Below are 20113 nucleotides of genomic sequence, written 5' to 3'. Positions count from 1 at the left end.
CGCCATGCGGGTGCTCGGGCTTACGGGCGGGATCGGCATGGGCAAGTCCACCATGGCGGCCCTGCTGCGCCGCGCGGGCCTGCGCGTGTTCGATGCCGATGCCGAAGTGCGCGCGCTTCAGGCCCCGCATGGCCGCGCGCTGCCCGCCATTGAAAAGCTGGTGCCCGGCTGCGTGCGCCATGGCGTGCTGGAGCGGGCAGTGCTGCGGCGCGCGGCCCTGGGTGATCCCGCCATCATGCGCGGGCTTGAGGGCATTCTGCACCCCCTGGTGCGGGCGGCGCGCACGCGCTTCCTTGAACGGGCGCGGCGTGACGGGTGCCGGTGGGTGGTGCTTGATATTCCGCTCCTGTTCGAGACGGGGGCCGAGCGGCTCTGTAACAAGGTGGTGGTGGTCAGCGCGCCCGCCCCCGTCCAGCGCGCCCGCGTGCTGCGGCGTGGCACGATGACACCCGCGCAACTCGATGCCGTGCTGGCCCGCCAGATGCCCGATGCCGCCCGGCGGCGCAGGGCTGATATCGTGATTGAAACCGGGCTGTCGCGGCATGACACGCTGCGGCAGGTCAGGCGCCTGCTGCGCGCCATGCATGACGCCAGCCCCGCCGCATGGGCGGCCTATGGAAGAAAGCCCGTATGAAACGCTCCATCCTGTTCGATACGGAAACCACGGGTCTTGACCCGCTCAAGGGCGACCGCGTGATTGAAATCGCGGCGCTGGAACTGATGGGCGACCTGCCCACGGGCAATAATTTCCATGTGCTGATCGACCCCGAGCGCGATGTGCCCGAGGAGGCATCGCGCGTGCATGGCTTTACCTATGCCGACCTTGAGGGAAAGCCGAAATTTGCCGAGATTGCCCCCGGTTTCCTCGAGTTCGTGGGCAGCGACCCGCTGGTCGCCCATAATGCGCGGTTCGACTTCGGCTTCCTGAATGCGGAACTCGCCCGCGCCCGCCTGCCCGAACTCGACATGGGCCGCATGGTCGATACGCTGGACATGGCGCGCGAGCGTTTTCCCGGCATGCCCAACAGCCTTGATGCGCTGTGCCGCCGCTTTGGCATCGACCTCTCGGCCCGCACCACCCATAACGCCCTGCTCGACTGCAAGCTGCTGGCCGAGGTCTATCTGGAACTGACCGGTGGCCGCCAGCGCGGGCTGGGCCTGTCGGTGGCTGAAGGGGGTGGGGGCATCGCAACCTATACCTATGCGCGGCCGCCGGGCCATGTGAGCGTGCGCGTGCAGCCCGATACGGCGGAAATCGAGGCCCATCAGGCCTTTGTGGCCGCCCTGTCCGACCCCGTGTGGCTGGGTTGAATAGGGGGTATGTAACAAAGGGAGTGGCCGTTCGGGTGGCTTTGGTCTAGTCTTGCCCCTCCACTGGCCCTGATGTGTTGAACAGGAAGAGAGCATTGTCCACGGACGAGATTGTCGATCCCACGATTGCCCCTTCCGATCAGGTCAAGCGTTTCCTGCTGCATGTGGGCGTGCCCGTGGCGTGCGTGGTGGGCATCATTGCCATCATCGCAGGCTTTGGCTGGCACTCCTACCGCACGGTGCGCACCGGAGCCCTTGCCCTGACGCATGAACTGCTGGTCAGCCAGCAGGATTACATCGCCAAGGAAGTCAATTCCTTCCTTGCGCCCGCCTCGTCTGGCAGCGTGGTGGCGCGTGACATGCTCGAACATGGCGCGCCCGCGGTGGAACAGAAGATCTTCATGGGCTACAGCAGCACCATGCTGCGCAACGTGCCGCAGATCCAGTCTTTCTACATCGCTGATGGCGATGGTAATTTCAGCACGCTTGAACATGGCGAGAACGACCAGCAGGTGGCCCTGACCACCCTGGTCAGGCAGGCGGACAAGCCGCCCGTCTTCACCCATGAACTGCGCGACGCCAATGGCAAGATGCTCAGGCAGTGGCAGACCGCGGCCGGCAGCTACGACCCGCGCGGCCATGCCTGGTTTGCCGATACGGTCAAGGAAGGCCAGTTGCACTGGACCCGTCCCTATATCGTGGAAGTGACCCGCCAGCTCACGCTTACGGCGGCCATTCCCTATAAGGGGCAGGATGACAAGACCTATGTCTATGCCATCAACATGTCGCTGGCGCACCTGAACAAATTCCTCAATTCCCTGCGCATTGGTGAAAGTGGCAACGCCATCTTGATGGATCGCGACGGGCATGTGCTGGCAGGCCACGGCATGCGGGAGGCCGAGGCGGCGGCTGGCGGCGATCCTGACAAAATGAAGCTCGACCCGCAGCACTTTCCGGTCATGACCAAGGCGTTTGATGAATATCGCGTTCATGGCGATGGCGCGCGCACGGTCAAGGTCAAGGGCAAGAATTACGTCACCATTACCGCCAACCTGCCCGTTGGCAGCGATAGCTGGGTGCTGCTGCTCGTGGCGCCGGAGGATGATTTCTCGCAGTTCGCCATGGCGGATGGGCGGCAGAACCTGCTCTTCATCGTCCTGGTGGTGTTCCTGGCCTCGGGGCTGGGGCTGCTTTTGTTCCTGCAGGCGCGCCGGGCCGACCATATGCGCGCGCAGATCGCGCAGTCCCGTGCCGTGGCCAATTACGAGAGCCATGCCCTGCAGTCGGTCGCAACCTATCCGGACCTGTTCAACCCCGAAGATAACGCCCTGCTCCTGACCGAGACACTGGCCGACCAGTCCCACGCCCGGCGCGCCGCCATCTGGCGCATCCTGCATGACGGGCATACGCTGATGTGCATCGATTCCTACGACCGGCAGCAAGATGTGCATTCCGGTGGCTTCGAGATGGCCACCACCGACCTCAAGACCTTTTTCGATGCCGTCTCGCATGGTGATGTGCTGGCAACGCAGAATGCTGCGGGTGATGAGCGGGTCGGGGCGTTCTACCGCATCTACATGCGCTCGTTTGGCAGCCAGGCACTGTTCTGCAGCCCCATTCTTGGCAGCAGCGGCCCTGTGGGCGTCATCACGCTTGAGGATGCGCCGCGGGCGGAGGTGGTCTCCCACTTTGTCGAGATGATGGCGGGCGTTGCGGCGGCCCGCTTCTCGGCACAGCATTACACGGCGGTCGCCGCCGCGCGTGAGGAACTGGAATCCGAGCCCTCGCCCGATGAAGTGCCGCATGATCCCAGCCAGGGCTTCCTGCTCGCACCCGGCAGCCTGGGCATGAACGGCCAGCCCGCGGCGCAGGACCTGGCCAGTATGGAAGGGTTCTTCCCTGCCGTGGCCATCATGGTCATCAGCCTGTCGGACATGGTCATGACGGCCCAGAACGACCCGATGGCCAACCTCAAGCTCATCGATTCGATGGCGGGCATGCTGCAGGATATCGCCCGGCAGTGCGGCCTGTTCTCCATCCGCATGCTCGGTCATCGCGTGGTGTGCGTGGCGGGCTGCTCACGCACGCCGGACAAGGGGGCGGCCTTCCGCATGGCCAACGCGGCGCTGATGATGCGTGAGAGCACGCTGGCCGTGCTGGCGAAGGAGGATCTCGACCCCGTCTTCCGCATCGGCATCGATGTCGGCCCCGTCTTTGGCGGCCTGCTTGGCAAGGCGCCGCAGGCCTTCAACCTGTGGGGCGACGCCATGGGCATGGCCGAGATGATGGCGCAGGGCGCGCCTGATGTCGGCACCATCCAGGTGACGGAGGATGTCTATCATCAACTGCGCCAGAACTTCCTGTTCCGTGAGCGTGGGCGCTTCTTCATTCCCGGCGCGGGGCTGACGCGCACCTATGTGCTGGCCGGGCGGCGATGACGGATACGTCTCCCCCGCCGCCCGAGCAGCAGGCATCGAGCGTGCTGGCCCAGATGGCCCCGCCAGAGGACCGCAGGGATACGGGCCGCTTCGCCACGCTGCTCGGGCGTTTTGCGCCCTGGCTTGCCGCCATCGGGCGGCTGACGCGCCATCAGGTCCGTTTCACGCTGCTGCTGATCGGGGCCGGGTGGGGCACGCTGCGCGAGAGCCTGCGCCCCAATTCATGGCGCAGGCCGGTCATCTATGAGTTCCGCGCCACCTTGCGGCAGGTCATTGGCGGCGGTTTCCTGAGCATTGTCATTACCGCGACACTCGCGGGCCTCATGGTCGTGTCGCAGGCGGCGTACTGGCTGGGTTATGCCGGCATGGCGCAGATGACGGGCTCGATCCTGGTGTCGGTGCTGGTGCGTGAAATCGCGCCCATTCTCGTGGGCATCATCCTGATGGGCCGCAGCGGCATGCTCTCGCTGACCGAGATCGGGATGATGGTGCTCGGCGGCGAGGTGCGCGGCCTGCAGGCCCGTGGCATCGACCCCTTCCTTGCCCTGGTCATGCCGCGCACCTTCGCCTTTACGGTGGGTGGTTTTACGCTGGGCATGATCTTCGCGGTCGTGTCGCTGCTCATGGGTTTTGTGGTGGCGCATGCCAGCGGGGCCATCACCTCATCGGTCTGGACGTTCTTCTTCAACGTGCTGGCCGCCATGACCACGTGGGATTACCTCATCATCCCGCTCAAATTCGTGCTGGTCGGTTTCTTTGTCGGGCTGGGGTCATGTATTTCGGGGCTGACCGTAAGCAGTAACGATACGATGGCCACCATCATGCCACGCGGCTTTGCCCGCGGGATCATGCTGGTGCTGGTGGTCAATATCCTCTTCATGCTGGATTTTTGACCATGGCAGCAAACGCGCCCCTGCTGGAACTCCGTGATGCCGTGCCCTCGTTCGAGGAAAGTGGCCTCATGCCCGCGCCCTACAACCTGCGCATCATGCCGGGTGAATGCGCGGTGATCGACTGCCGCGACTTCGAGCGCGCCGCCATGTTCGCCGATCTGTGCACGGGCATGATCCCGCTCACGCAGGGCAGCATCAAGTTCATGGGGCTGGACTGGAGCACGCTGTATGACCGGCAGCTCAACGCGCTGCGCGGGCGTATTGGCCGCATCTCGCGCCATGGCAGTTGGCTGAGCCTGTTCGGCACGCATCTCAACATCATGCTGCCACACCTGTACCATACAACCGACCCGTTCGATCACGTGGTCCGGCGCGCGACCGAGCTTGGGCATACGTTCGGCTTTCCCGGCCTGCCCATTACCGCGCCGGACCGGCTTTCAGGCGCGGACCTGGCGCGGGCGGCCTGCGTGCGCGCCTTCATGGGGCGGCCCGACCTGCTGATACTGGAAGATATTTCCGACATGCTGCCAGAAGAGACGGTCCTGCCGTTTTTCGAGACGATGACCGCCGCGCGCGACCGTGGCTGCGGGGTGCTGTGGTTCGTCCGCTCCACTGCTGCGTGGCATGAATATCGCAAGGCGGTGAATATCCACATGCGCCTTCTCGACGAAGGTCTTTTTTCCCTGCGGGTGGTGTAATGGTGCAGAAACAACAGTCAGACGGAATCCGGCAGCTTGTGCGCGTCCGTTACGCCGATGAATGGGTAGGCATCCTTGTTCTGCTCGCCCTGGTCATCCTGTTTGGCGCGGTGATCGAGGCCGGCGTGCTGCGCGACTGGCTCACGCCCGCGGGCAGGCTGCGCATCGTGCTGCCTGAAGATGGGGTGAGCGGCCTTTCGGTTGGTGATGACCTGGAGGTGATGGGCATCCATGCGGGCACGGTGCGCCGGGTGCGCATCAACCCCTCGGGCGGCATGTACGCCGTTGCCGAGATCGACCCCGATATCGAACCCTATATCCGCCATGACAGCACGGCCATCATCCGCAAGCGCTTCGTGGTGGCGGGGGCGAGCTACATCGACATTTCGCGTGGCGTGGGCGAGAAGCTGGACTGGAGCTACGCCGTGCTCAGCGCCACCAACGCGCCCAACCCGGCCGATACCATTACCCAGACCTTCAGCGATATCCGTGACCGTGTGATTCCGGTGCTTGATAACGCCCAGCACATGATGGCAACGCTCGATGCCACCATTACCGACATGCATGCGGGCAAGGGCTCCATCGGGCGGCTCATGACCAATGATGACCTGATCCGCCAGGCCGAACAGATGATCACCAGCCTTGATGCCACGGTCAGCCAGTTGACCCCGATCGAGAAGCAGCTTGCCACCGTGATGGACAAGGCCAGTGCCTCGATGAGCAACGTGCAGAAGGCGACGGGCGACCTGAGCAACGCAACACCCGCCATCACCAGCAACCTGAAGGATGCCAGCCAGCAACTGCCGGTCCTGCTGGTGCAGGCCCAGACCACGGCCAGCAGCCTGCAGAAGCTGGTCGATCAGATGCGGGGCATGTGGCTGCTGGGCGGCAGCGGCAACAAGGTGAAGAAAAGCCATGCCCGTCTTCCCGCGCAGAAGGTGCAGCCATGAAAATGAAAAAGGACTACGCGGCACTGGGCCTGGCACTGGCCCTTGCCGCCTGCGGCGGGGCACAGAAGCCCGCGCCCCCGACCGACAGCACCCTGTCGCAGGACATGGATACCGGACGCGATGCCGTGGGGCTTGACCGCCTTGCGGTGGCCGAGCAGCAGTACCGCGCGGCAGGCCAGCGTGCCGTGGCGCGTGATGATGTCACGGCCATTGGCGATGCGGGCTATAACCTGGCCACCGTGCAGCTTGATGAAAACAGGCCACAGGATGCGCTGGCCACCATTACCTCGACCCGCGCGGCAGTGGCGCTGCGCGGGCAGGCGGCGGATGATACGGGGCTGGACCTGGTGGAGGCCGGTGCGCTGCATCGGCTGGGTCGCGAGGCGGAAGCCGCAAAACAGGCCGCCCTTGCCGCCGGCGCGCAGGACCCTGATATTGCCGAAAAAGGCCAGTTCATCCGTGGGTTGATTGCCGATGAAAGCGGGGATAGCGCAACCCTGGCCTCGGTCGCGGCCTATTTCGAGACGCTGACCGGCAAACTCCCCGATAGCTGGAGCGCGGATGCCAGGGAAATGGCGGCCCGCAACCTGCTCGCCACCGGCGGCAGCGCCCAGACCGCGTGGCAGGATGCGTTGCAGGCCGCGACCATCCGCCAGACACAGGTGCATTACCGTGACATGGCCCGCGCCCTTGGCGTGGCCGCCCGTGCGGCAACCAGGGCAGGCAATGCGCAGGCCGCGGCCCAGCTTTATGCCCGCGCCAGCCAGAGCGCACGGCAGGCGGGCGATACGACGGCGGCCGACCAGTGGGCCAAGCTTGCGGGCACGGCTACAGTGGCTGATCCTTTTGCCGTGCCTGCCGCGACTTCGGCCACGGGCAAGGCAAAAAGCACGAAATAACCACTTGATGGCAACTAGGGCGCATGCCCTCTACGCACGAGGGCAGGCGGATGACCCATACCCGCGCGGATATGGACCGTGAACTGAAGGCCAGCGTTGTACCATGGTTGCGCCAACAGGGGTTCAGGGGATCACTGACCCACTTCCGGCGTCCCGGTCCCGATGCAATTGACCTGCTGACCTTCCAGTTCGACCTGCGTGGCGGCGGATATGTGCTGGAGGTGGCCCGATGCGCGCCACAGGGCTATACGATGGATGGCCTGGGGGGAGTTCATATCGCCGCGCAAGGTGACGGCGTGGCACATTACGCGCGAAAGGGAGCGTATTAACCCGGAGGATACGTATCTCAAGGCGAAGTGGTTCAGGTTTGACCAGCATACGCCGCAGGAACTTGCGGCAGTCACGATCGAAAAACTGTCCGATCCAGCCCTGTGGCCATCGCTGCCTGTTGCGCAGCCCCCAGCGAAGCCTTAGGGCCGGAATGAACCGCGCATCCCGCAGCGCGGCATGAGGCGGCAGGGCGGTAAATCCCTGGATCAGGCTGGACCCGATCGGACCAGCAGGGCTCCGGATGGCGATAACATGCGATATCCGGATCATGGCCCATGCAGGTATGGGTCTCTCATTTCCTGCCGTGACCGGTGGCCGCAGGCGGCCATCATGCCGCCTGCATGACACAGGCCAGGCGGGTCTGACTCTGGCGTGGCAGGAGGGTCATGCCCTCCTGCCAGCTCTCTTTCAGGTCAGGCTTTCCAGCCCTGTGTGCCGCTCGATCAGCGTGGCGCTGGCCGTGTTCAGGCCGGTCAGGCGCACCTGCATGCCCTGCGCCTTCATCCGGCCCACCAGTTCTTCCACCGCGCCAGCGGCGGTCATGTCCCACAGATGGGCGTGGGTCAGGTCGATGGTAATGTCGCGAACAGTGTCATGCAGGTCGAAAGCATCGGTAAACCCGTCGGATGATGCAAAGAACACCTGTCCGTTCACGATATAGGTGCGTGTCTGGCCATCGGGGGAAAGCGTATTGGTGACCGACAGCATGTTCGACACCTGAAAGGCGAAGAACAGCCCATTGAGCAGCACGCCTACGGCAACACCTGCGGCGAGGTCATGCGTGCCCACCACAACCGCCACGGTGGCCAGCATGATGATGCTTGTCGTGCGCGGGTGGTGCGCCAAGTCACGCAGCGACCCCCACGAGAACGTGCTGGCCGAGACCATGATCATGATCGCAACCAGCGCCGCCACCGGCACCTGCGCCACCCACGGACGCAATGCCACCATCAGCAGCAGCAGGAACGCACCCGCCACGAAGGTGGAAAGCCGCCCCCGCCCGCCATAGCGCAGGTTGCCAACTGTCTGGCCAATCATGCCGCAGCCCGCGATGCCGCCAAACATCCCCACCGCAATGTTGGCCACGCCAAGGCCCATGCATTCACGCTGCTTGCTGCTATGGGTATCGGTCATGTCATCGACCACGCGGGCGGTCATCATGGATTCGAGCACGCCCACGCTGGCCATGGCCAGGGCGTAGGGGGCGATGATGCGCAGCGTATCGAGCGAGAAGGGCACATCAGGCCAGACCAGATGCGGCAGGCTGTCGGGCAGGCGGCCCAGATCGGCCACCGTGTGCAGCGGCATGGGGTAGGCCACCGCCACCACCGTCAGTACCACGATGCAGATGAGCGGCGAGGGGATGGCGGTAAAAAAGCGCGGCACGGTGTAGATGATGGCAAGCCCCAGCGCGATCATGGCATAGGTGTGCCATGTCACATGCAGCATGTGCGGCAACTGGGCGGAAAAGATCAGGATGGCCAGCGCGTTGACAAAACCGGTGCGCACCGGGCGCGAGACATAGCGCATGAGCACGTCGAGCTTGAGGATGCCGAACACGACCTGCAGCAGGCCGCACAGAAGGGTGGCTGCCAGCAGGTACTGCACGCCGTGGCCGCGCACCAGCGCTGCCGCCACCAGCGCCACCGAGCCCGCTGCCCCCGAGATCATGCCCGGCCTGCCGCCCGTGAACGCAATGACCACGCTGATGACAAAGGAAGCGTAGAGCCCGACGGCCGGGTCCACCCCCGCCACGAAGGAAAACGCGATGACCTCGGGGATCAGCGCAAAAGTGCCGACCATGCCGGCCAGGGTGTCGCGCGTGATGTTGCCGAACCATTCCTGGCGGTAGCGGGCGAGTGCTGACATATAAAAAACGGGGCCTTTCAGGGTAAGGGGATCAGGTATCGGCTATGGTCGTATCCGCGCGCCGCCACCAGCACCGTGCGGCAGGGCGGGGTTGTGGCAGGACCGCAAGCGGGTCGCCAGTGTAGCGGACCGTGTTTGTTGGCGTTTCCTCTATTTCGATGGCGGCACAGGTCAGCGCCCCGCCATCGGCGGCAAGGAAGGCGTTCAGCTTGGCCATGAGCAGGCAGGCCAGCAGTTCGGTCGTGGGGTCGCCCGGCGTGACCAGGATGCGGGCGGCGCGCCGGGGCTCATGCTGACGGAACCATGGCAGCAGCGGATCATCCTCGCCCAGTTGCAGCGCGTGATCGACATGCCCGTCTATGAAGGCATGCCACACTCCCTTGGCGCGCTGGAAGGGCAGGACCATGTTGGCCTGGCCATCAAGCGCTGCGGGGGCTGTGGCGCGCAGGTGCACGCGCACATATTCATTATGCCCATGCGGCAGGGCGCAGCGCTCGCTACTGCCTGCCAGCAGCCGGTGCGCCATGGAAAAGCGGCGGCTGAAGACCAGTTCAAACATGGTGCTTGTGTGCCATGAACCGCTCCCACCCCGCCTTGCGCAGCAGGCAGGCCGGGCATGTGCCACACCCATGGCCCCATTCATGCATCACGCCGCGCGTGCCGAGGTAGCAGCTATGGCTCTCGCGGTTGATCAGCCGCACCAGCGCCTCGCCGCCAAGCTGCGCGGCGAGGTCCCATGTCTGGGCCTTGTCGATCCACATGAGCGGGGTGTGGAGGATGTAATGGCTGGCCATACCCAGGTTGAGGGTCACCTGCAGGGACTTGATCGTGTCATCGCGGCAGTCGGGATAGCCGGAATAATCCGTCTCGCACACGCCGGTCACGATGTGGCGGATATCGCGGCGCGCGGCCAGGGCGGCAGCAAAGGTGAGGAAAATGATGTTGCGGCCGGGCACGAAGGTGTTGGGCAGCCCGCCTTCGGTCAGCGCAATTTCCGCCTCGCGCGTCAGCGCCGTGTCCGACACGGTGCCAAGGGCTGCGAGGTCGAGCGTGTGGTCTGCGCCGAGGCGCTGCGCCCAGGTGGGGTTGAGCCGCGCCATGCCATCGCGCAGCGTGGCGCGGCATTCCAGTTCCACCGCGTGCCGTTGCCCGTAATCGAAGCCCAGCGTTTCCACCCGGCCAAACCGCGCCAGCGCCCAGGCGAGGCACGTGGCTGAATCCTGCCCGCCGGAAAACAGGACAAGGGCGGCTTCGTTCTCGGGCCTGGAGGGTGGGGGAGGGGAAACGCTCATGGTCAGGGGATCCCGATCAGCTTGTGGGTCTGGAGCGACAGCCGCCATTGCGGGTGGTGCATGCAGTAGTCAACCGCTGCCGCCGTGTTGTGGTTGCGGTGCGCGCCATCCATGGGCTGAAGCCAGAACTGCCCGAAATCCAGCCCCGCCACCTGTTCAGGCAGCAGGTCGGGCTGGGGATAGACTAGCTTGAGTTCATGCCCCGCTTTCTGCACCAGCGCGGCACCCGCCTTGGGGCTGACGCACAGCCAGTCTATACCGGCGGGGGCGGGCAGGGTGCCGTTTGTTTCCACCGCCACTTCAAAACCGCGCGCATGGATGGCTGCAATCAGCGCCGCATCAAGCTGGAGCAGGGGCTCGCCGCCGGTAAAGACCACAAAGGCCCGCGCGCTATCCGGGCCGGGCCACTGCGCGGCAATGGCGTCCGCCAGGGCATCGGCATCGGCAAAGCGGCCACCGCCTGCGCCATCCGTACCGATGAAATCCGTATCACAGAACTGGCAGATGGCTTTTGCGCGGTCGCGCTCCAGCCCGCTCCACAGGTTGCAGCCTGCAAAGCGGCAGAACACGGCCGTGCGGCCAGCCTGTGCGCCCTCACCCTGCAGGGTGGGGAAGATTTCCTTTACGGTATAGGACATGTTCCAGATTTCGTGATGCACGTGGCCGGATTGCAAGAGCCAGCATGGGAAATGCCCCGGCCGGTCCCCGCCCGGCCGCGTCGGGTTCAGCCCTGTTTGTGGGATGTATGCATGCCCAGCCGGTCAAGCAACTGCCGGTCGCGCATTGCTGCGGGGTTGGGGGTGGTCAGCAGGCGCTCGCCATAGAAAATGGAGTTGGCACCGGCCAGGAAGCACAGGGTCTGGGCTTCATCGGTCATGTCCTCGCGGCCTGCGGCAAGGCGCACGCGGCTGGCGGGCATGGTGATGCGGGCAGCGGCGATGGTGCGCACGAACTCGATCGGGTCAACCGCCTCGGCCCTGTCGGCCAGGGGCGTGCCTTCCACGCGCACGAGCATGTTGATCGGCACGCTCTCGGGGTGGCGGGGCAGGCTGGCCAGGGTTGCGATCATGCCCGCGCGGTCGGTGCTGTCCTCGCCCATGCCCACGATCCCGCCGCAGCAGACATTGATGCCCGCGTCGCGCACGTTCTCCAGCGTATCGAGCCGGTCCTGGAAGGTGCGGGTCGAGATGATGTCGCCATAATATTCGGGCGAGGTGTCGATGTTGTGGTTGTAGTAATCCAGCCCGGCATCCTTGAGACGGTGCGCCTGGCTGTTGTCGAGCATGCCCAGCGTCACGCAGCTTTCCAGCCCCAGCGCCTTAACACCCTCGACCATGGCGCACACGGTCTCGAGGTCATGCTCCTTGGGGCTGCGCCACGCCGCCCCCATGCAGAAGCGCGCCGCCCCCGCAGCCTTGGCGGCGCGGGCTTCCTTCAGCACTTCCTCCACGGCCATCAGGCGGCTGGCCTTGACGCCGCCATCTTCATGCACGGCGCTCTGCGGGCAGTAGGCGCAGTCCTCGGGGCAGCCGCCGGTCTTGATCGACAGCAGGGTGGAGATCTGCATTTCCGTAGGGTCAAAACGCGCGCGGTGCACGGTCTGCGCCCGGTAGATCAGGTCGGGGAAGGGCAGGGCCATGAGGGCCGCGACTTCATCGCGCGTCCAGTCCGTGCGGACGGGGGGCATGGGGGTGCCATGCATGGGCAGGGTATCCGGGCTGCTCCCATCGGGCATCGGGCTTGGGTCCTCTGGCAGGTGGTGGAAAAAACGCTTCCGGCTGTGCCATACAAAACCGGCGATGACCACACTTTTATTCCTATGGGGCCATCGCCGGAAAGGGGGATCAGCCCAGCACGCGGGCCAGCGTCGTGCCCAGTTCGGCGGGGCTGGGGGCGACATGGATGCCCGCCTCGCGCAGGGCCTCGATCTTGGCACTCGCGGTCTCGTGGCCGCCGGTAATCACGGCGCCCGCATGGCCCATGCGGCGGCCGGGCGGGGCGGTGGCGCCGGCAATGAAGCCCACCACCGGCTTGTGCGTGCCGCTGGCACGGATCAGTTCCGCCCCGTCGATTTCCGACGTGCCGCCGATCTCGCCGATCATGACGATGGAATGGGTGTCGGGGTCCTCGATCATGCGGGCGAGCACATCGGTGAAGTCCATGCCCTTGACCGGGTCGCCGCCAATGCCAACGCAGGTGCTCTGGCCCTGGCCGATGGCGGTGGTCTGGGCCACGGCCTCATAGGTCAGCGTGCCCGAGCGCGAGACGATGCCCACATGCCCGCGGCGGTGGATGGGGCCGGGCATGATGCCGATCTTGCACTCGCCGGGCGTGATGATGCCGGGGCAGTTGGGGCCGATGAGCAGGCTGCCCGACTGCTCCAGCGCCGCGCGCACGTGCACCATGTCCTGCACGGGAATGCCCTCGGTAATGCACACGATCAGCCCGATGCCGGCGGCAATGGCCTCAAGGATGGCATCGGCAGCACCTGCGGGCGGCACGTAGATGACCGAGGCATCGGCCCCGGTAGCAGCCCGCGCCTGCGCCACGGTGTCGAACACCGGCAGGCCCAGATGCACGCTGCCGCCCTTGCCGGGCGTGACACCGCCCACCACGTGGGTGCCGTAGGCCAGCGCCTGCTCGGTATGGAAGGTGCCCTGCGCGCCGGTAAAGCCCTGCGTGATCACCTTGGTGGATTTGTTGACGAGAATGGACATGGGCTTCAGGCTCCCGCGTTACGGACGGCGGCTACGATCTTGCGGGCGGCATCGCCCAGGTCATCGGCAGGGATGATGGTCAGGCCGGATTCAGCCAGCAGCGCCTTGCCGCGATCGACATTGGTGCCCGCCAGGCGCACCACCAGCGGCACGTTCAGCCCGGTCTCGTGCGAGGCGGCGATGATGGCCTCGGCAATTACGTCGCAGCGCATGATGCCGCCAAAGATGTTGACCAGGATGCCGCGCACCTTGGGGTCGCCGATGAGGATGCGGAAAGCCGCCGCCACGCGTTCCTTTGACGCACCGCCCCCGACATCGAGGAAGTTGGCAGGCTCCTCGCCTTCCATCTTGATGATGTCCATCGTGGCCATGGCCAGGCCCGCGCCGTTGACCATGCAGCCGATATTGCCGTCCAGCCCCACATAGGCCAGGCCGTATTCGGCGGCCTCGCGCTCACGGGGGTCTTCCTCGTGCTCGTCGCGCAGCTTCGCAATCTCGGGGTGGCGGTAGAGCGCGTTCTCGTCAAATGACATCTTGGCGTCGAGTGCCAGCAGGTCGCCAGTACCGGTCACGACCAGCGGGTTGACCTCGACAATGGCGGCGTCAAGGCTGGTGAATGCGTTATAGGCCGCGCGCACCACGTTCTGGAACGCGCGGATCTCGCGCCCCTTCAGGCCCAGGCGCACGGCCAGTTCGCGTGATTGGTAGTCGCACAGGCCCTTCGCGGGGTCGATATATTCCTTGAAGATGCGCTCGGGCGTGCGGGCGGCGACTTCCTCGATCTCCATGCCGCCATCAGGGGATGCGACAATGACCACGCGCCCGGTCACCCGGTCGACCAGCATGGAAAAATACAGCTCGCGCGCGATGTCGCAGCCGGATTCGACATACAGCGTGCGCACGAGGCGGCCCGCAGGCCCGGTCTGCTTTGTCACGAGTACCTGACCGAGCATGGCGTGGGCGGCCTCGGCCACCTCGGCGGGGGTGCGGGCGAGGCGCACGCCGCCCCTGCCTTCGGGCTTGCCCGCAAAATGCCCGGCTCCGCGCCCACCGGCGTGGATCTGCGCCTTGACCACGGTGACCGGCGCGCCAAGCGTCCTGGCGGCGGCTGTGGCTTCATCGGCGGTGGTGGCGGCATGTCCTTCGGGCACGGGCATGCCGTAGGAGCGCAGGAGCGCCTTGGCCTGGTATTCATGAATATTCATGTGGCGACCCAATCTGTCGTTCTTATTGGCGGTGTCGGGCTAGGCCCCTAGCATGATTTGGCCGCACAATGACAGGGGCGCGATGGTGTCAGGATTGGCGTAAACATGAAACATGTGTCATGTCCTCCGCATCAATGGCACGCGGCGCGCGCCTTCATGGAGAAAAAGTACAAGAGCAGGTTGCGATGAAACACTGGCGCATTGAACAGATGAACTGGAACAGTTTCGACCCGCAACGGGTGGACCCTGACATGATACCCGTCATCAAGGCGGCCTCGGTCGTGGAGCGGAACGGCCTCGATTACGCCCGCTACCTGAAGAATGTCTTTGCCGATGATCCCGCTTTTGCCCGCGCGGCGGATAACTGGGCGGAAGAAGAAGTGCAGCATGGCGATGCGCTGGGACGCTGGGCCATGCTGGCCGACCCGGACTGGGACTACATGGCCGCCTTCGCCCGCTACCGGCAGGCCTACAGCCTCGACCTTGAGGTGGATGCCTCCATCCGCGGCTCGCGCACGGGGGAACTGATCGCGCGCTGCATGGTCGAGACGGGCACGTCCTCCTTCTACACCGCGCTGGCCGATGCCACCGACGAGCCCCTGCTCAGGGCCATATGCAAGCAGATTGCCGCCGATGAATACCGCCATTTCAAGCTGTTCTATGACCATATGCGCCGCTACCTGGAGCGCGAGCGCCTTGGCGCATGGCAGCGCACCCGCATCGCCCTGGGCCGGGTGACGGAAAGCGAGGATGACGAACTGGCCTCCGCCTTCCACACCACCAACGAGCCCGCTTCCGTGCCCTACGACCACCGCCGCTGCATCGCGGCCTACATGTCGCGCGCGCTGCGGCTGTACAAGCCGCGCCATGCCGTGCGGGTTACAGGCATGATTCTCAAGACCATTGGCTGGACGCCCCGCGGGCGGCTGAGCGGGCTGATCAGCAGAGCGGTGTACCGCCTGCTCATGATGCGCCAGCGCAAATTCGCGCGGATGACCGCCGCAGCCTGACCTCCAATGGCTGCCGCATGAAAGGAATGAAGACTGAATGAAGGTGCGTGACATCAGGGCGGGACAGGCTGCCATCATCGCGGCGGGCTGGCTGTTCATGGCAGGACCCGCCCGGGCGGATGACGCGCCCGCAACGCCCGCCCCGGATGCCGCCGTGGCCCCGGTTCAGGCGCCACTCCCGGCTGCGCCTGTTCCGGCCCCGACAGCAGCCCCGGCCACGCCTGTGGCGCCGGTTCAGGCTCCGCCGCCTGCGGTCCCGGCAACCGCCGGGGCGCCCGCTTCGGCTCCGGCCAGCACGGCGCAGGCGCCTGCCGAGCCGCCGGTCAGCGATGCCACGCGCGCCGAGCGGCTCATGGCCTCCCAGACGGGGCTGCTGCGCTTTACCGCGCCGGGTTTCCATCGCGGCCTTGTGCGCCATATCGTGCTGTTCCGCTTCCTGCCGACCATCACCGATGCGCAGCGCGCCGAGGTGGTCAGCCGCTTCATGGCGCTGGCCCGTACATCGCGCCGCGAGGACGGCTCGCCCGTGGTGGTCTCGATCGAGACCGGCGCCCAGATCAGCGGCGAGGGCGTGGATGAGGGGCTGCAGCAGGCCTTCGTGGTCACCTTCCGCTCGGAGGGGGATCGCAATTATTACGTGGGCCGCCCGGTCGTGACCGACCCGGCCTATTTCGATCCGGCGCATGAAGCCTTCAAGAAATTCGCGGCACCCTATATCGTCACTACTGTCGTATTTGACTATGCCGTTGCATCCGCCCATCCCCCGCGCAAGGCGCCGGTCCGGACCGGGCAGGCGGCGCAGATTCCCCAGCAGCAGGGCTGACAGGCCGGGCACGGCCCCACCAAGGAGTGAAACTACATGACCACCGTGACCCTCGGGCACCTCGATGAATCCGTGCAGCAGGCCACCGCCGCCGCCGTTGCCCGCGTGCTTGAAGCCTACGAGCTGGAAATCGAATACGTCATTGCCCCGCGCGCGGAGATGATCGAGCACATGCGCCGTGGCGATGTGGACCTGTTTGTCTCGGCCTGGCTGCCTGATGTCGATGCTGCCTTCGTAGCCCCCGAACTGGGCATGGAAGCCTTCGGCCAGCTTTATCGCCCCGCCTTCGGCTGGGGCGTGCCCGAGGCCGCTGCCACGGGCGTGACCTCGGTGGCCGGGCTTGCCGCGGCGGACTGCCCCGTCAGCCGCGAGATCGTGACCCCCGCCTCTGTGCTCGACCGGGTGCGTCAGGTCGTGGCCGCCTATAACCTGACCGAGGCAGGCTACACCATCGCCGCCCGCCCCGACGCGGAGGCCCATGACCACGCGGCACAGGTGCTTGAGGGCAGCCTGCCCGAGATCATTCCCGCCTGGCAGCCTTCCTTCGTGCATTACGGCCAGAAGCTGCTCGCACTCGATGACCCCAAGGCCAGCTATGGCGCGGAGCAGGAAGCCCGCATCCTGCTGCGTTCCGCCATTCGTGGCGACATGGACAGCGACCTGCTCGACGAGCTTGATGAACTGACGCTGGGCAACAAGGTGGTCAGCGCGCTCGACCATGCCATGCGCTTCGAGGACATGAGTGCCGAAGAGGCCGCCGAGGCCTGGCAGCGCGGCAAGCTGCTGCCGCGCTGAGACCCGTCATGACCCGCGATGAAAGTGCTCCCCCCGCCCCGCATGACGGGCGTGATGCCGGGCTGCTTGCCCAGTACGAGCAGTACCCCTATCCCGCCCGCGACCCGCGTGAGGAAAAGGGCAGGCTGCTGATCGGCAGCCCCAGCCACCTGCGTGAGATCGATTACTGGGTGTTTGGCGCCACCCGTCCCCGCTCGCAGCCCCTGCGGGTGCTGGTGGCGGGGTGCGGCACGGGCGATGGCGCGATCATGCTGGCCACCCACATGGCGCGGGCCGGCCGAGCGGGGGAGGTGCTGTGCCTCGACCGTTCGCCCGCGGCACTCGACATTGTCAGCCAGCGTGCCGCGGTGCGCGGGCTGGAGAACATGCGCTTCGTGCGCGGTGACCTGACCGATATCGCGCAGGTGGCCCCCGGCCCGTTCGACTACATCGACTGCTGTGGCGTGCTGCACCACCTGCCCGACCCCGATGCCGGGCTTGCGGCCCTTGAGCGCGTGCTTGCGCCCGGTGGCGGCATGGGGCTGATGGTCTATGCGCCTTATGGCCGCACGGGCGTGTACATGCTGCAGGATGCGCTCGAGCGTCTCGCCCCGGTGGATGAAGCCCCAAAGGGGCGGCTGGACGTGGCCCGTCGCGTCATGCGGCATCTGCCCGCCACCGCCTGGCTGCGGCAGAACACCAATTTTGGCGATCACCTGACCGGGGGCGACGCGGGGCTGTATGACCTGCTGCTCAACCCGCGTGACCGGGCCTATGACATCACCGCCTTCCACGCCCTGCTGGACCGCGCGGGGCTGGCGGCGGCCTGCCTGATGGAACCCGCCCGCTACGACCCCGCCCTGCTGCTGCCCGACCCGCGCCTGCGCGAGCGGATTGCGGCCCTGCCTGAACGCGCCCGCCAGGCCGTGGCGGAGGACGTGGCGGGCAACATGGCCACCCATGTGGCCTATGTGCGCCGTAACAGCGAGCCGGTTGTGCGGGCCGACCCGTCTGCCCCGGGCGCCGTGCCCGTCATGCGCGAGATTCCCGGCCTTGAACTCGCCCGCATGATGGGGGGCGATGACCGGCTGCCCTTTGCGTTCGGCACGCTTCAGGTCGCCATTGCCCTGCCGCCGCAGGCGCGTGGCATCCTGCCGCTGATCGATGGCGAGCGCACGGTGGCCGATCTGGCCGCCATCATGGAGACGCGGGGCGTCTCGGCCAGCCGCTTTGCCAGGATATGGGCGCAGATGTTCACCACGCTGGAATCGCTCAACCGGGTGCTGCTGCGCGCGCCTGCCTGAGCCATGCTGCATACCGATAGGCAGGCTGGCCAAGTATTGCCCGTGGTTATATTCGGGGCAAGGCTGCGACCCGATGGCGCACCGGGGGTCACGTTGTGGCTGCGGCTGGCCGCGGCCCATGCCTTTGGCGAGACCCATGCCCCGGTGCTGTATGTTCCAACCGGTGGTCCCGCCCACCCTTCCGGCTTGCGGGAGGGAAGGGTCATGGCCACGCTGCTCGGCGCGGCGGGCGTGCCTCCTGATGCACTGCTGGTGGAGGATACGGCCCCCGACACGCTGGCCTCCGTCATTGCCTGCACGCGGCTCTTGCGCCAGCGCGGGCATGTGGGGCCGGTGGCGGTGGCCAGCAGCGCCTACCACCTGCCGCGCTGCCTTGTGCTCATGCGCATGATGGGCTGGCCGGTGGTGCGCGTGCCGCCGCCGCCCGTGCCCGCCGCGCGGCGCTGGAGCAAGCGGTGGTTGTGGCGCCTGCGTGAGGTCGCGGCCCTGCCGTGGGATGTGCTGCTGCTGGCAGGCCACCTGCTCCGCGCCGGGCGTGATGGTGATTGACACTGTCCGCCCCAGCCCGCATCACGCGGGTGAACCCAAGAACCATAGTCAGTGTGGATGGAAGTCATGCCTGTGCAAGCCTTTGTTTTCCCCGGTCAGGGAAGTCAGTCAGTTGGAATGGGGCGCGACCTCGCCGAGGCCTTCGCCCCGGCGCGCGAAGTGTTTCAGGAAGTTGATGAGGCGCTGGGCCAGCATCTCTCCAAGCTCATGTTCGAAGGCCCGATGGAGGACCTGACCCGCACCGACAACGCCCAGCCCGCGCTCATGGCCGTCTCCCTGGCCGTGCTGCGGGTGCTCGAGCGCGAAGGTGGCGTGGATATCAGGCGCGACGTGGCGCTGGTGGCCGGCCACTCGCTGGGCGAATATTCCGCCCTTGCTGCCGCCGGTGCGCTGGGCATTGCCCAGACGGCCCGCTTGCTGCGCCTGCGCGGCAATGCCATGCAGGCCGCAGTGCCGCCGGGCAGGGGCGGCATGGCGGCCCTGATCGGCGTGGGCATGGACATGGCGCGCGCCGCCAGCCTGTGCGCCGAGGCCGCGACCTATACCGATGAGGCGGGAAAGGCCCACAAACAGATCATCGAAGTGGCCAACGACAATGGCGGCGGCCAGGTGGTCGTGGCGGGCGAGATGGCGGCGATCGACCGCGTGATCGACCTGGCCAAGGCGCAGGGCGTCAAGCGCGCGCTCAAGCTGCCGGTTTCCGCTCCCTTCCACTGCTCGATGATGGAACCCGCCGCCGAGGCCATGCGCCAGGCGCTGGACGCGACCGGGATCAACGCCCCCGTCGTGCCCGTGGTGGCCAACGTGACGGCGGCCAAGGTCACCGACCCGGCCACGATCCGCGACCTGCTGGTGCGCCAGATTACCGGCACCGTGCGCTGGCGCGAAAGCGTGGATGCGATGGTGGCCATGGGCGTGGACAGCTTTGTCGAGATCGGCGCGGGCAAGGTGCTGGCAGGGCTGGTCAGGCGCATCAATGGCGATGTGGCCACCCGCTCGGTCGGCACGCCCGCCGATATCGAAGCCTATCTGGCCACGCGCTGAAACGACG

The 20113-nt window shown here is 66.2% G+C and carries 21 protein-coding genes; 14 read left to right on the top strand and 7 right to left on the bottom strand.

Annotated features, from left to right (window positions below):
* Positions 1–4: 4 nt before the first annotated feature.
* From coaE to HNW77_RS08995, 8 genes are all read left to right on the top strand, one after another.
* On the top strand, positions 5–634 hold the full coding sequence (coaE, locus tag HNW77_RS09030; protein WP_172157058.1) for a dephospho-CoA kinase: 630 nt from the start codon (positions 5–7) through the stop codon (positions 632–634).
* Positions 631–1311: a DNA polymerase III subunit epsilon gene (dnaQ, locus tag HNW77_RS09025; protein WP_172157056.1), complete on the top strand. Its 681-nt coding sequence runs from the start codon at positions 631–633 to the stop codon at positions 1309–1311. The genes coaE and dnaQ overlap by 4 nt, the downstream gene beginning before the upstream one ends.
* Positions 1312–1406: 95 nt before the next feature.
* Entirely contained in the window at positions 1407–3749 is a 2343-nt protein-coding gene (locus tag HNW77_RS09020) for an adenylate/guanylate cyclase domain-containing protein (protein ID WP_172157054.1), read from the top strand.
* A complete protein-coding gene (locus tag HNW77_RS09015; RefSeq protein ID WP_172157052.1) occupies positions 3746–4642 on the top strand; it encodes an MlaE family ABC transporter permease in 897 nt (298 codons plus the stop codon). Before HNW77_RS09020 ends, HNW77_RS09015 begins: the two co-directional genes overlap by 4 nt.
* Before the next feature lie 2 nt (positions 4643–4644).
* Positions 4645–5340, top strand: coding sequence for a P-loop NTPase family protein (locus tag HNW77_RS09010; RefSeq protein WP_172157050.1), 696 nt, complete (start codon positions 4645–4647; stop codon positions 5338–5340).
* A complete protein-coding gene (locus HNW77_RS09005; RefSeq protein WP_172157048.1) occupies positions 5340–6290 on the top strand; it encodes an MlaD family protein in 951 nt (316 codons plus the stop codon). The genes HNW77_RS09010 and HNW77_RS09005 overlap by 1 nt, the downstream gene beginning before the upstream one ends.
* Complete coding sequence (locus HNW77_RS09000; RefSeq protein WP_172157046.1) at positions 6287–7189, top strand: hypothetical protein; 903 nt, start codon at positions 6287–6289, stop codon at positions 7187–7189. Before HNW77_RS09005 ends, HNW77_RS09000 begins: the two co-directional genes overlap by 4 nt.
* 23 nt (positions 7190–7212) lie before the next feature.
* Positions 7213–7518 (top strand): DUF4304 domain-containing protein, encoded by a 306-nt coding sequence (locus HNW77_RS08995; RefSeq protein WP_172157044.1) that lies wholly within the window; start codon positions 7213–7215, stop codon positions 7516–7518.
* A 409-nt stretch (positions 7519–7927) separates the two neighbouring features.
* Here the strand turns inward: HNW77_RS08995 and HNW77_RS08990 are convergent, their stop codons facing one another.
* The 7 genes from HNW77_RS08990 to sucC form a co-directional block, all read right to left on the bottom strand.
* Positions 7928–9388, bottom strand: a complete 1461-nt coding sequence (locus HNW77_RS08990; RefSeq protein WP_172157042.1) for a SulP family inorganic anion transporter — start codon at positions 9386–9388, stop codon at positions 7928–7930.
* A 31-nt stretch (positions 9389–9419) separates the two neighbouring features.
* Entirely contained in the window at positions 9420–9947 is a 528-nt protein-coding gene (locus HNW77_RS08985; RefSeq protein WP_172157040.1) for a 6-pyruvoyl trahydropterin synthase family protein, read from the bottom strand.
* Complete coding sequence (queC, locus tag HNW77_RS08980; protein ID WP_172157038.1) at positions 9940–10680, bottom strand: 7-cyano-7-deazaguanine synthase QueC; 741 nt, start codon at positions 10678–10680, stop codon at positions 9940–9942. Before queC ends, HNW77_RS08985 begins: the two co-directional genes overlap by 8 nt.
* A gap of 2 nt (positions 10681–10682) precedes the next feature.
* Positions 10683–11318, bottom strand: a complete 636-nt coding sequence (gene queE / locus HNW77_RS08975; protein ID WP_172157036.1) for a 7-carboxy-7-deazaguanine synthase — start codon at positions 11316–11318, stop codon at positions 10683–10685.
* Between the two features lie 86 nt (positions 11319–11404).
* Positions 11405–12415 carry a biotin synthase BioB gene (bioB, locus tag HNW77_RS08970; RefSeq protein ID WP_172157034.1) on the bottom strand — a complete coding sequence of 337 codons (1011 nt, stop codon included), beginning with the start codon at positions 12413–12415 and terminating at the stop codon, positions 11405–11407.
* 109 nt (positions 12416–12524) lie between these two features.
* Positions 12525–13397, bottom strand: a complete 873-nt coding sequence (gene sucD, locus HNW77_RS08965) for a succinate--CoA ligase subunit alpha (RefSeq protein ID WP_172157032.1) — start codon at positions 13395–13397, stop codon at positions 12525–12527.
* 5 nt (positions 13398–13402) lie between these two features.
* Entirely contained in the window at positions 13403–14602 is a 1200-nt protein-coding gene (gene sucC, locus HNW77_RS08960) for an ADP-forming succinate--CoA ligase subunit beta (RefSeq protein ID WP_172157030.1), read from the bottom strand.
* Positions 14603–14787: 185 nt separating this feature from the next.
* On the opposite strand from sucC, the gene HNW77_RS08955 reads away from it, so the two are divergent.
* From HNW77_RS08955 to fabD, 6 genes are read left to right on the top strand one after another with little or no spacing between them, the layout of a single operon-like run.
* Positions 14788–15612: an acyl-ACP desaturase gene (locus HNW77_RS08955; protein ID WP_172157028.1), complete on the top strand. Its 825-nt coding sequence runs from the start codon at positions 14788–14790 to the stop codon at positions 15610–15612.
* A gap of 37 nt (positions 15613–15649) precedes the next feature.
* Entirely contained in the window at positions 15650–16435 is a 786-nt protein-coding gene (locus tag HNW77_RS08950) for a Dabb family protein (RefSeq protein ID WP_241694372.1), read from the top strand.
* A gap of 36 nt (positions 16436–16471) precedes the next feature.
* Positions 16472–17230, top strand: coding sequence for a glycine betaine ABC transporter substrate-binding protein (locus HNW77_RS08945; RefSeq protein ID WP_172157026.1), 759 nt, complete (start codon positions 16472–16474; stop codon positions 17228–17230).
* Between the two features lie 8 nt (positions 17231–17238).
* Positions 17239–18513, top strand: a complete 1275-nt coding sequence (locus HNW77_RS08940; protein WP_172157024.1) for a class I SAM-dependent methyltransferase — start codon at positions 17239–17241, stop codon at positions 18511–18513.
* Positions 18514–18516: 3 nt separating this feature from the next.
* Entirely contained in the window at positions 18517–19062 is a 546-nt protein-coding gene (locus tag HNW77_RS08935; protein ID WP_172157023.1) for a YdcF family protein, read from the top strand.
* A gap of 57 nt (positions 19063–19119) precedes the next feature.
* Positions 19120–20106, top strand: a complete 987-nt coding sequence (gene fabD / locus HNW77_RS08930; protein WP_172157022.1) for an ACP S-malonyltransferase — start codon at positions 19120–19122, stop codon at positions 20104–20106.
* Positions 20107–20113: the final 7 nt, after the last annotated feature.

The organism is Komagataeibacter melomenusus, from assembly GCF_013155395.1.
GTDB lineage: Bacteria > Pseudomonadota > Alphaproteobacteria > Acetobacterales > Acetobacteraceae > Komagataeibacter > Komagataeibacter melomenusus.
This window is presented reverse-complemented; position numbering and strand designations above follow the sequence as displayed.

Coding starts and splice junctions, on each gene's coding strand:
- coaE (WP_172157058.1), top strand. CDS start 5: ATGCGGGTGCTCGGGCTTACGGGCGGGATCGGCATGGGCAAGTCCACC.
- dnaQ (WP_172157056.1), top strand. CDS start 631: ATGAAACGCTCCATCCTGTTCGATACGGAAACCACGGGTCTTGACCCG.
- HNW77_RS09015 (WP_172157052.1), top strand. CDS start 3,746: ATGACGGATACGTCTCCCCCGCCGCCCGAGCAGCAGGCATCGAGCGTG.
- HNW77_RS09010 (WP_172157050.1), top strand. CDS start 4,645: ATGGCAGCAAACGCGCCCCTGCTGGAACTCCGTGATGCCGTGCCCTCG.
- HNW77_RS09005 (WP_172157048.1), top strand. CDS start 5,340: ATGGTGCAGAAACAACAGTCAGACGGAATCCGGCAGCTTGTGCGCGTC.
- HNW77_RS09000 (WP_172157046.1), top strand. CDS start 6,287: ATGAAAATGAAAAAGGACTACGCGGCACTGGGCCTGGCACTGGCCCTT.
- HNW77_RS08995 (WP_172157044.1), top strand. CDS start 7,213: ATGCCCTCTACGCACGAGGGCAGGCGGATGACCCATACCCGCGCGGAT.
- HNW77_RS08990 (WP_172157042.1), bottom strand. CDS start 9,388: ATGTCAGCACTCGCCCGCTACCGCCAGGAATGGTTCGGCAACATCACG.
- HNW77_RS08985 (WP_172157040.1), bottom strand. CDS start 9,947: ATGTTTGAACTGGTCTTCAGCCGCCGCTTTTCCATGGCGCACCGGCTG.
- queC (WP_172157038.1), bottom strand. CDS start 10,680: ATGAGCGTTTCCCCTCCCCCACCCTCCAGGCCCGAGAACGAAGCCGCC.
- queE (WP_172157036.1), bottom strand. CDS start 11,318: ATGTCCTATACCGTAAAGGAAATCTTCCCCACCCTGCAGGGTGAGGGC.
- bioB (WP_172157034.1), bottom strand. CDS start 12,415: ATGCCCGATGGGAGCAGCCCGGATACCCTGCCCATGCATGGCACCCCC.
- sucD (WP_172157032.1), bottom strand. CDS start 13,397: ATGTCCATTCTCGTCAACAAATCCACCAAGGTGATCACGCAGGGCTTT.
- sucC (WP_172157030.1), bottom strand. CDS start 14,602: ATGAATATTCATGAATACCAGGCCAAGGCGCTCCTGCGCTCCTACGGC.
- HNW77_RS08955 (WP_172157028.1), top strand. CDS start 14,788: ATGAAACACTGGCGCATTGAACAGATGAACTGGAACAGTTTCGACCCG.
- HNW77_RS08950 (WP_241694372.1), top strand. CDS start 15,650: ATGAAGGTGCGTGACATCAGGGCGGGACAGGCTGCCATCATCGCGGCG.
- HNW77_RS08945 (WP_172157026.1), top strand. CDS start 16,472: ATGACCACCGTGACCCTCGGGCACCTCGATGAATCCGTGCAGCAGGCC.
- HNW77_RS08940 (WP_172157024.1), top strand. CDS start 17,239: ATGACCCGCGATGAAAGTGCTCCCCCCGCCCCGCATGACGGGCGTGAT.
- HNW77_RS08935 (WP_172157023.1), top strand. CDS start 18,517: ATGCTGCATACCGATAGGCAGGCTGGCCAAGTATTGCCCGTGGTTATA.
- fabD (WP_172157022.1), top strand. CDS start 19,120: ATGGAAGTCATGCCTGTGCAAGCCTTTGTTTTCCCCGGTCAGGGAAGT.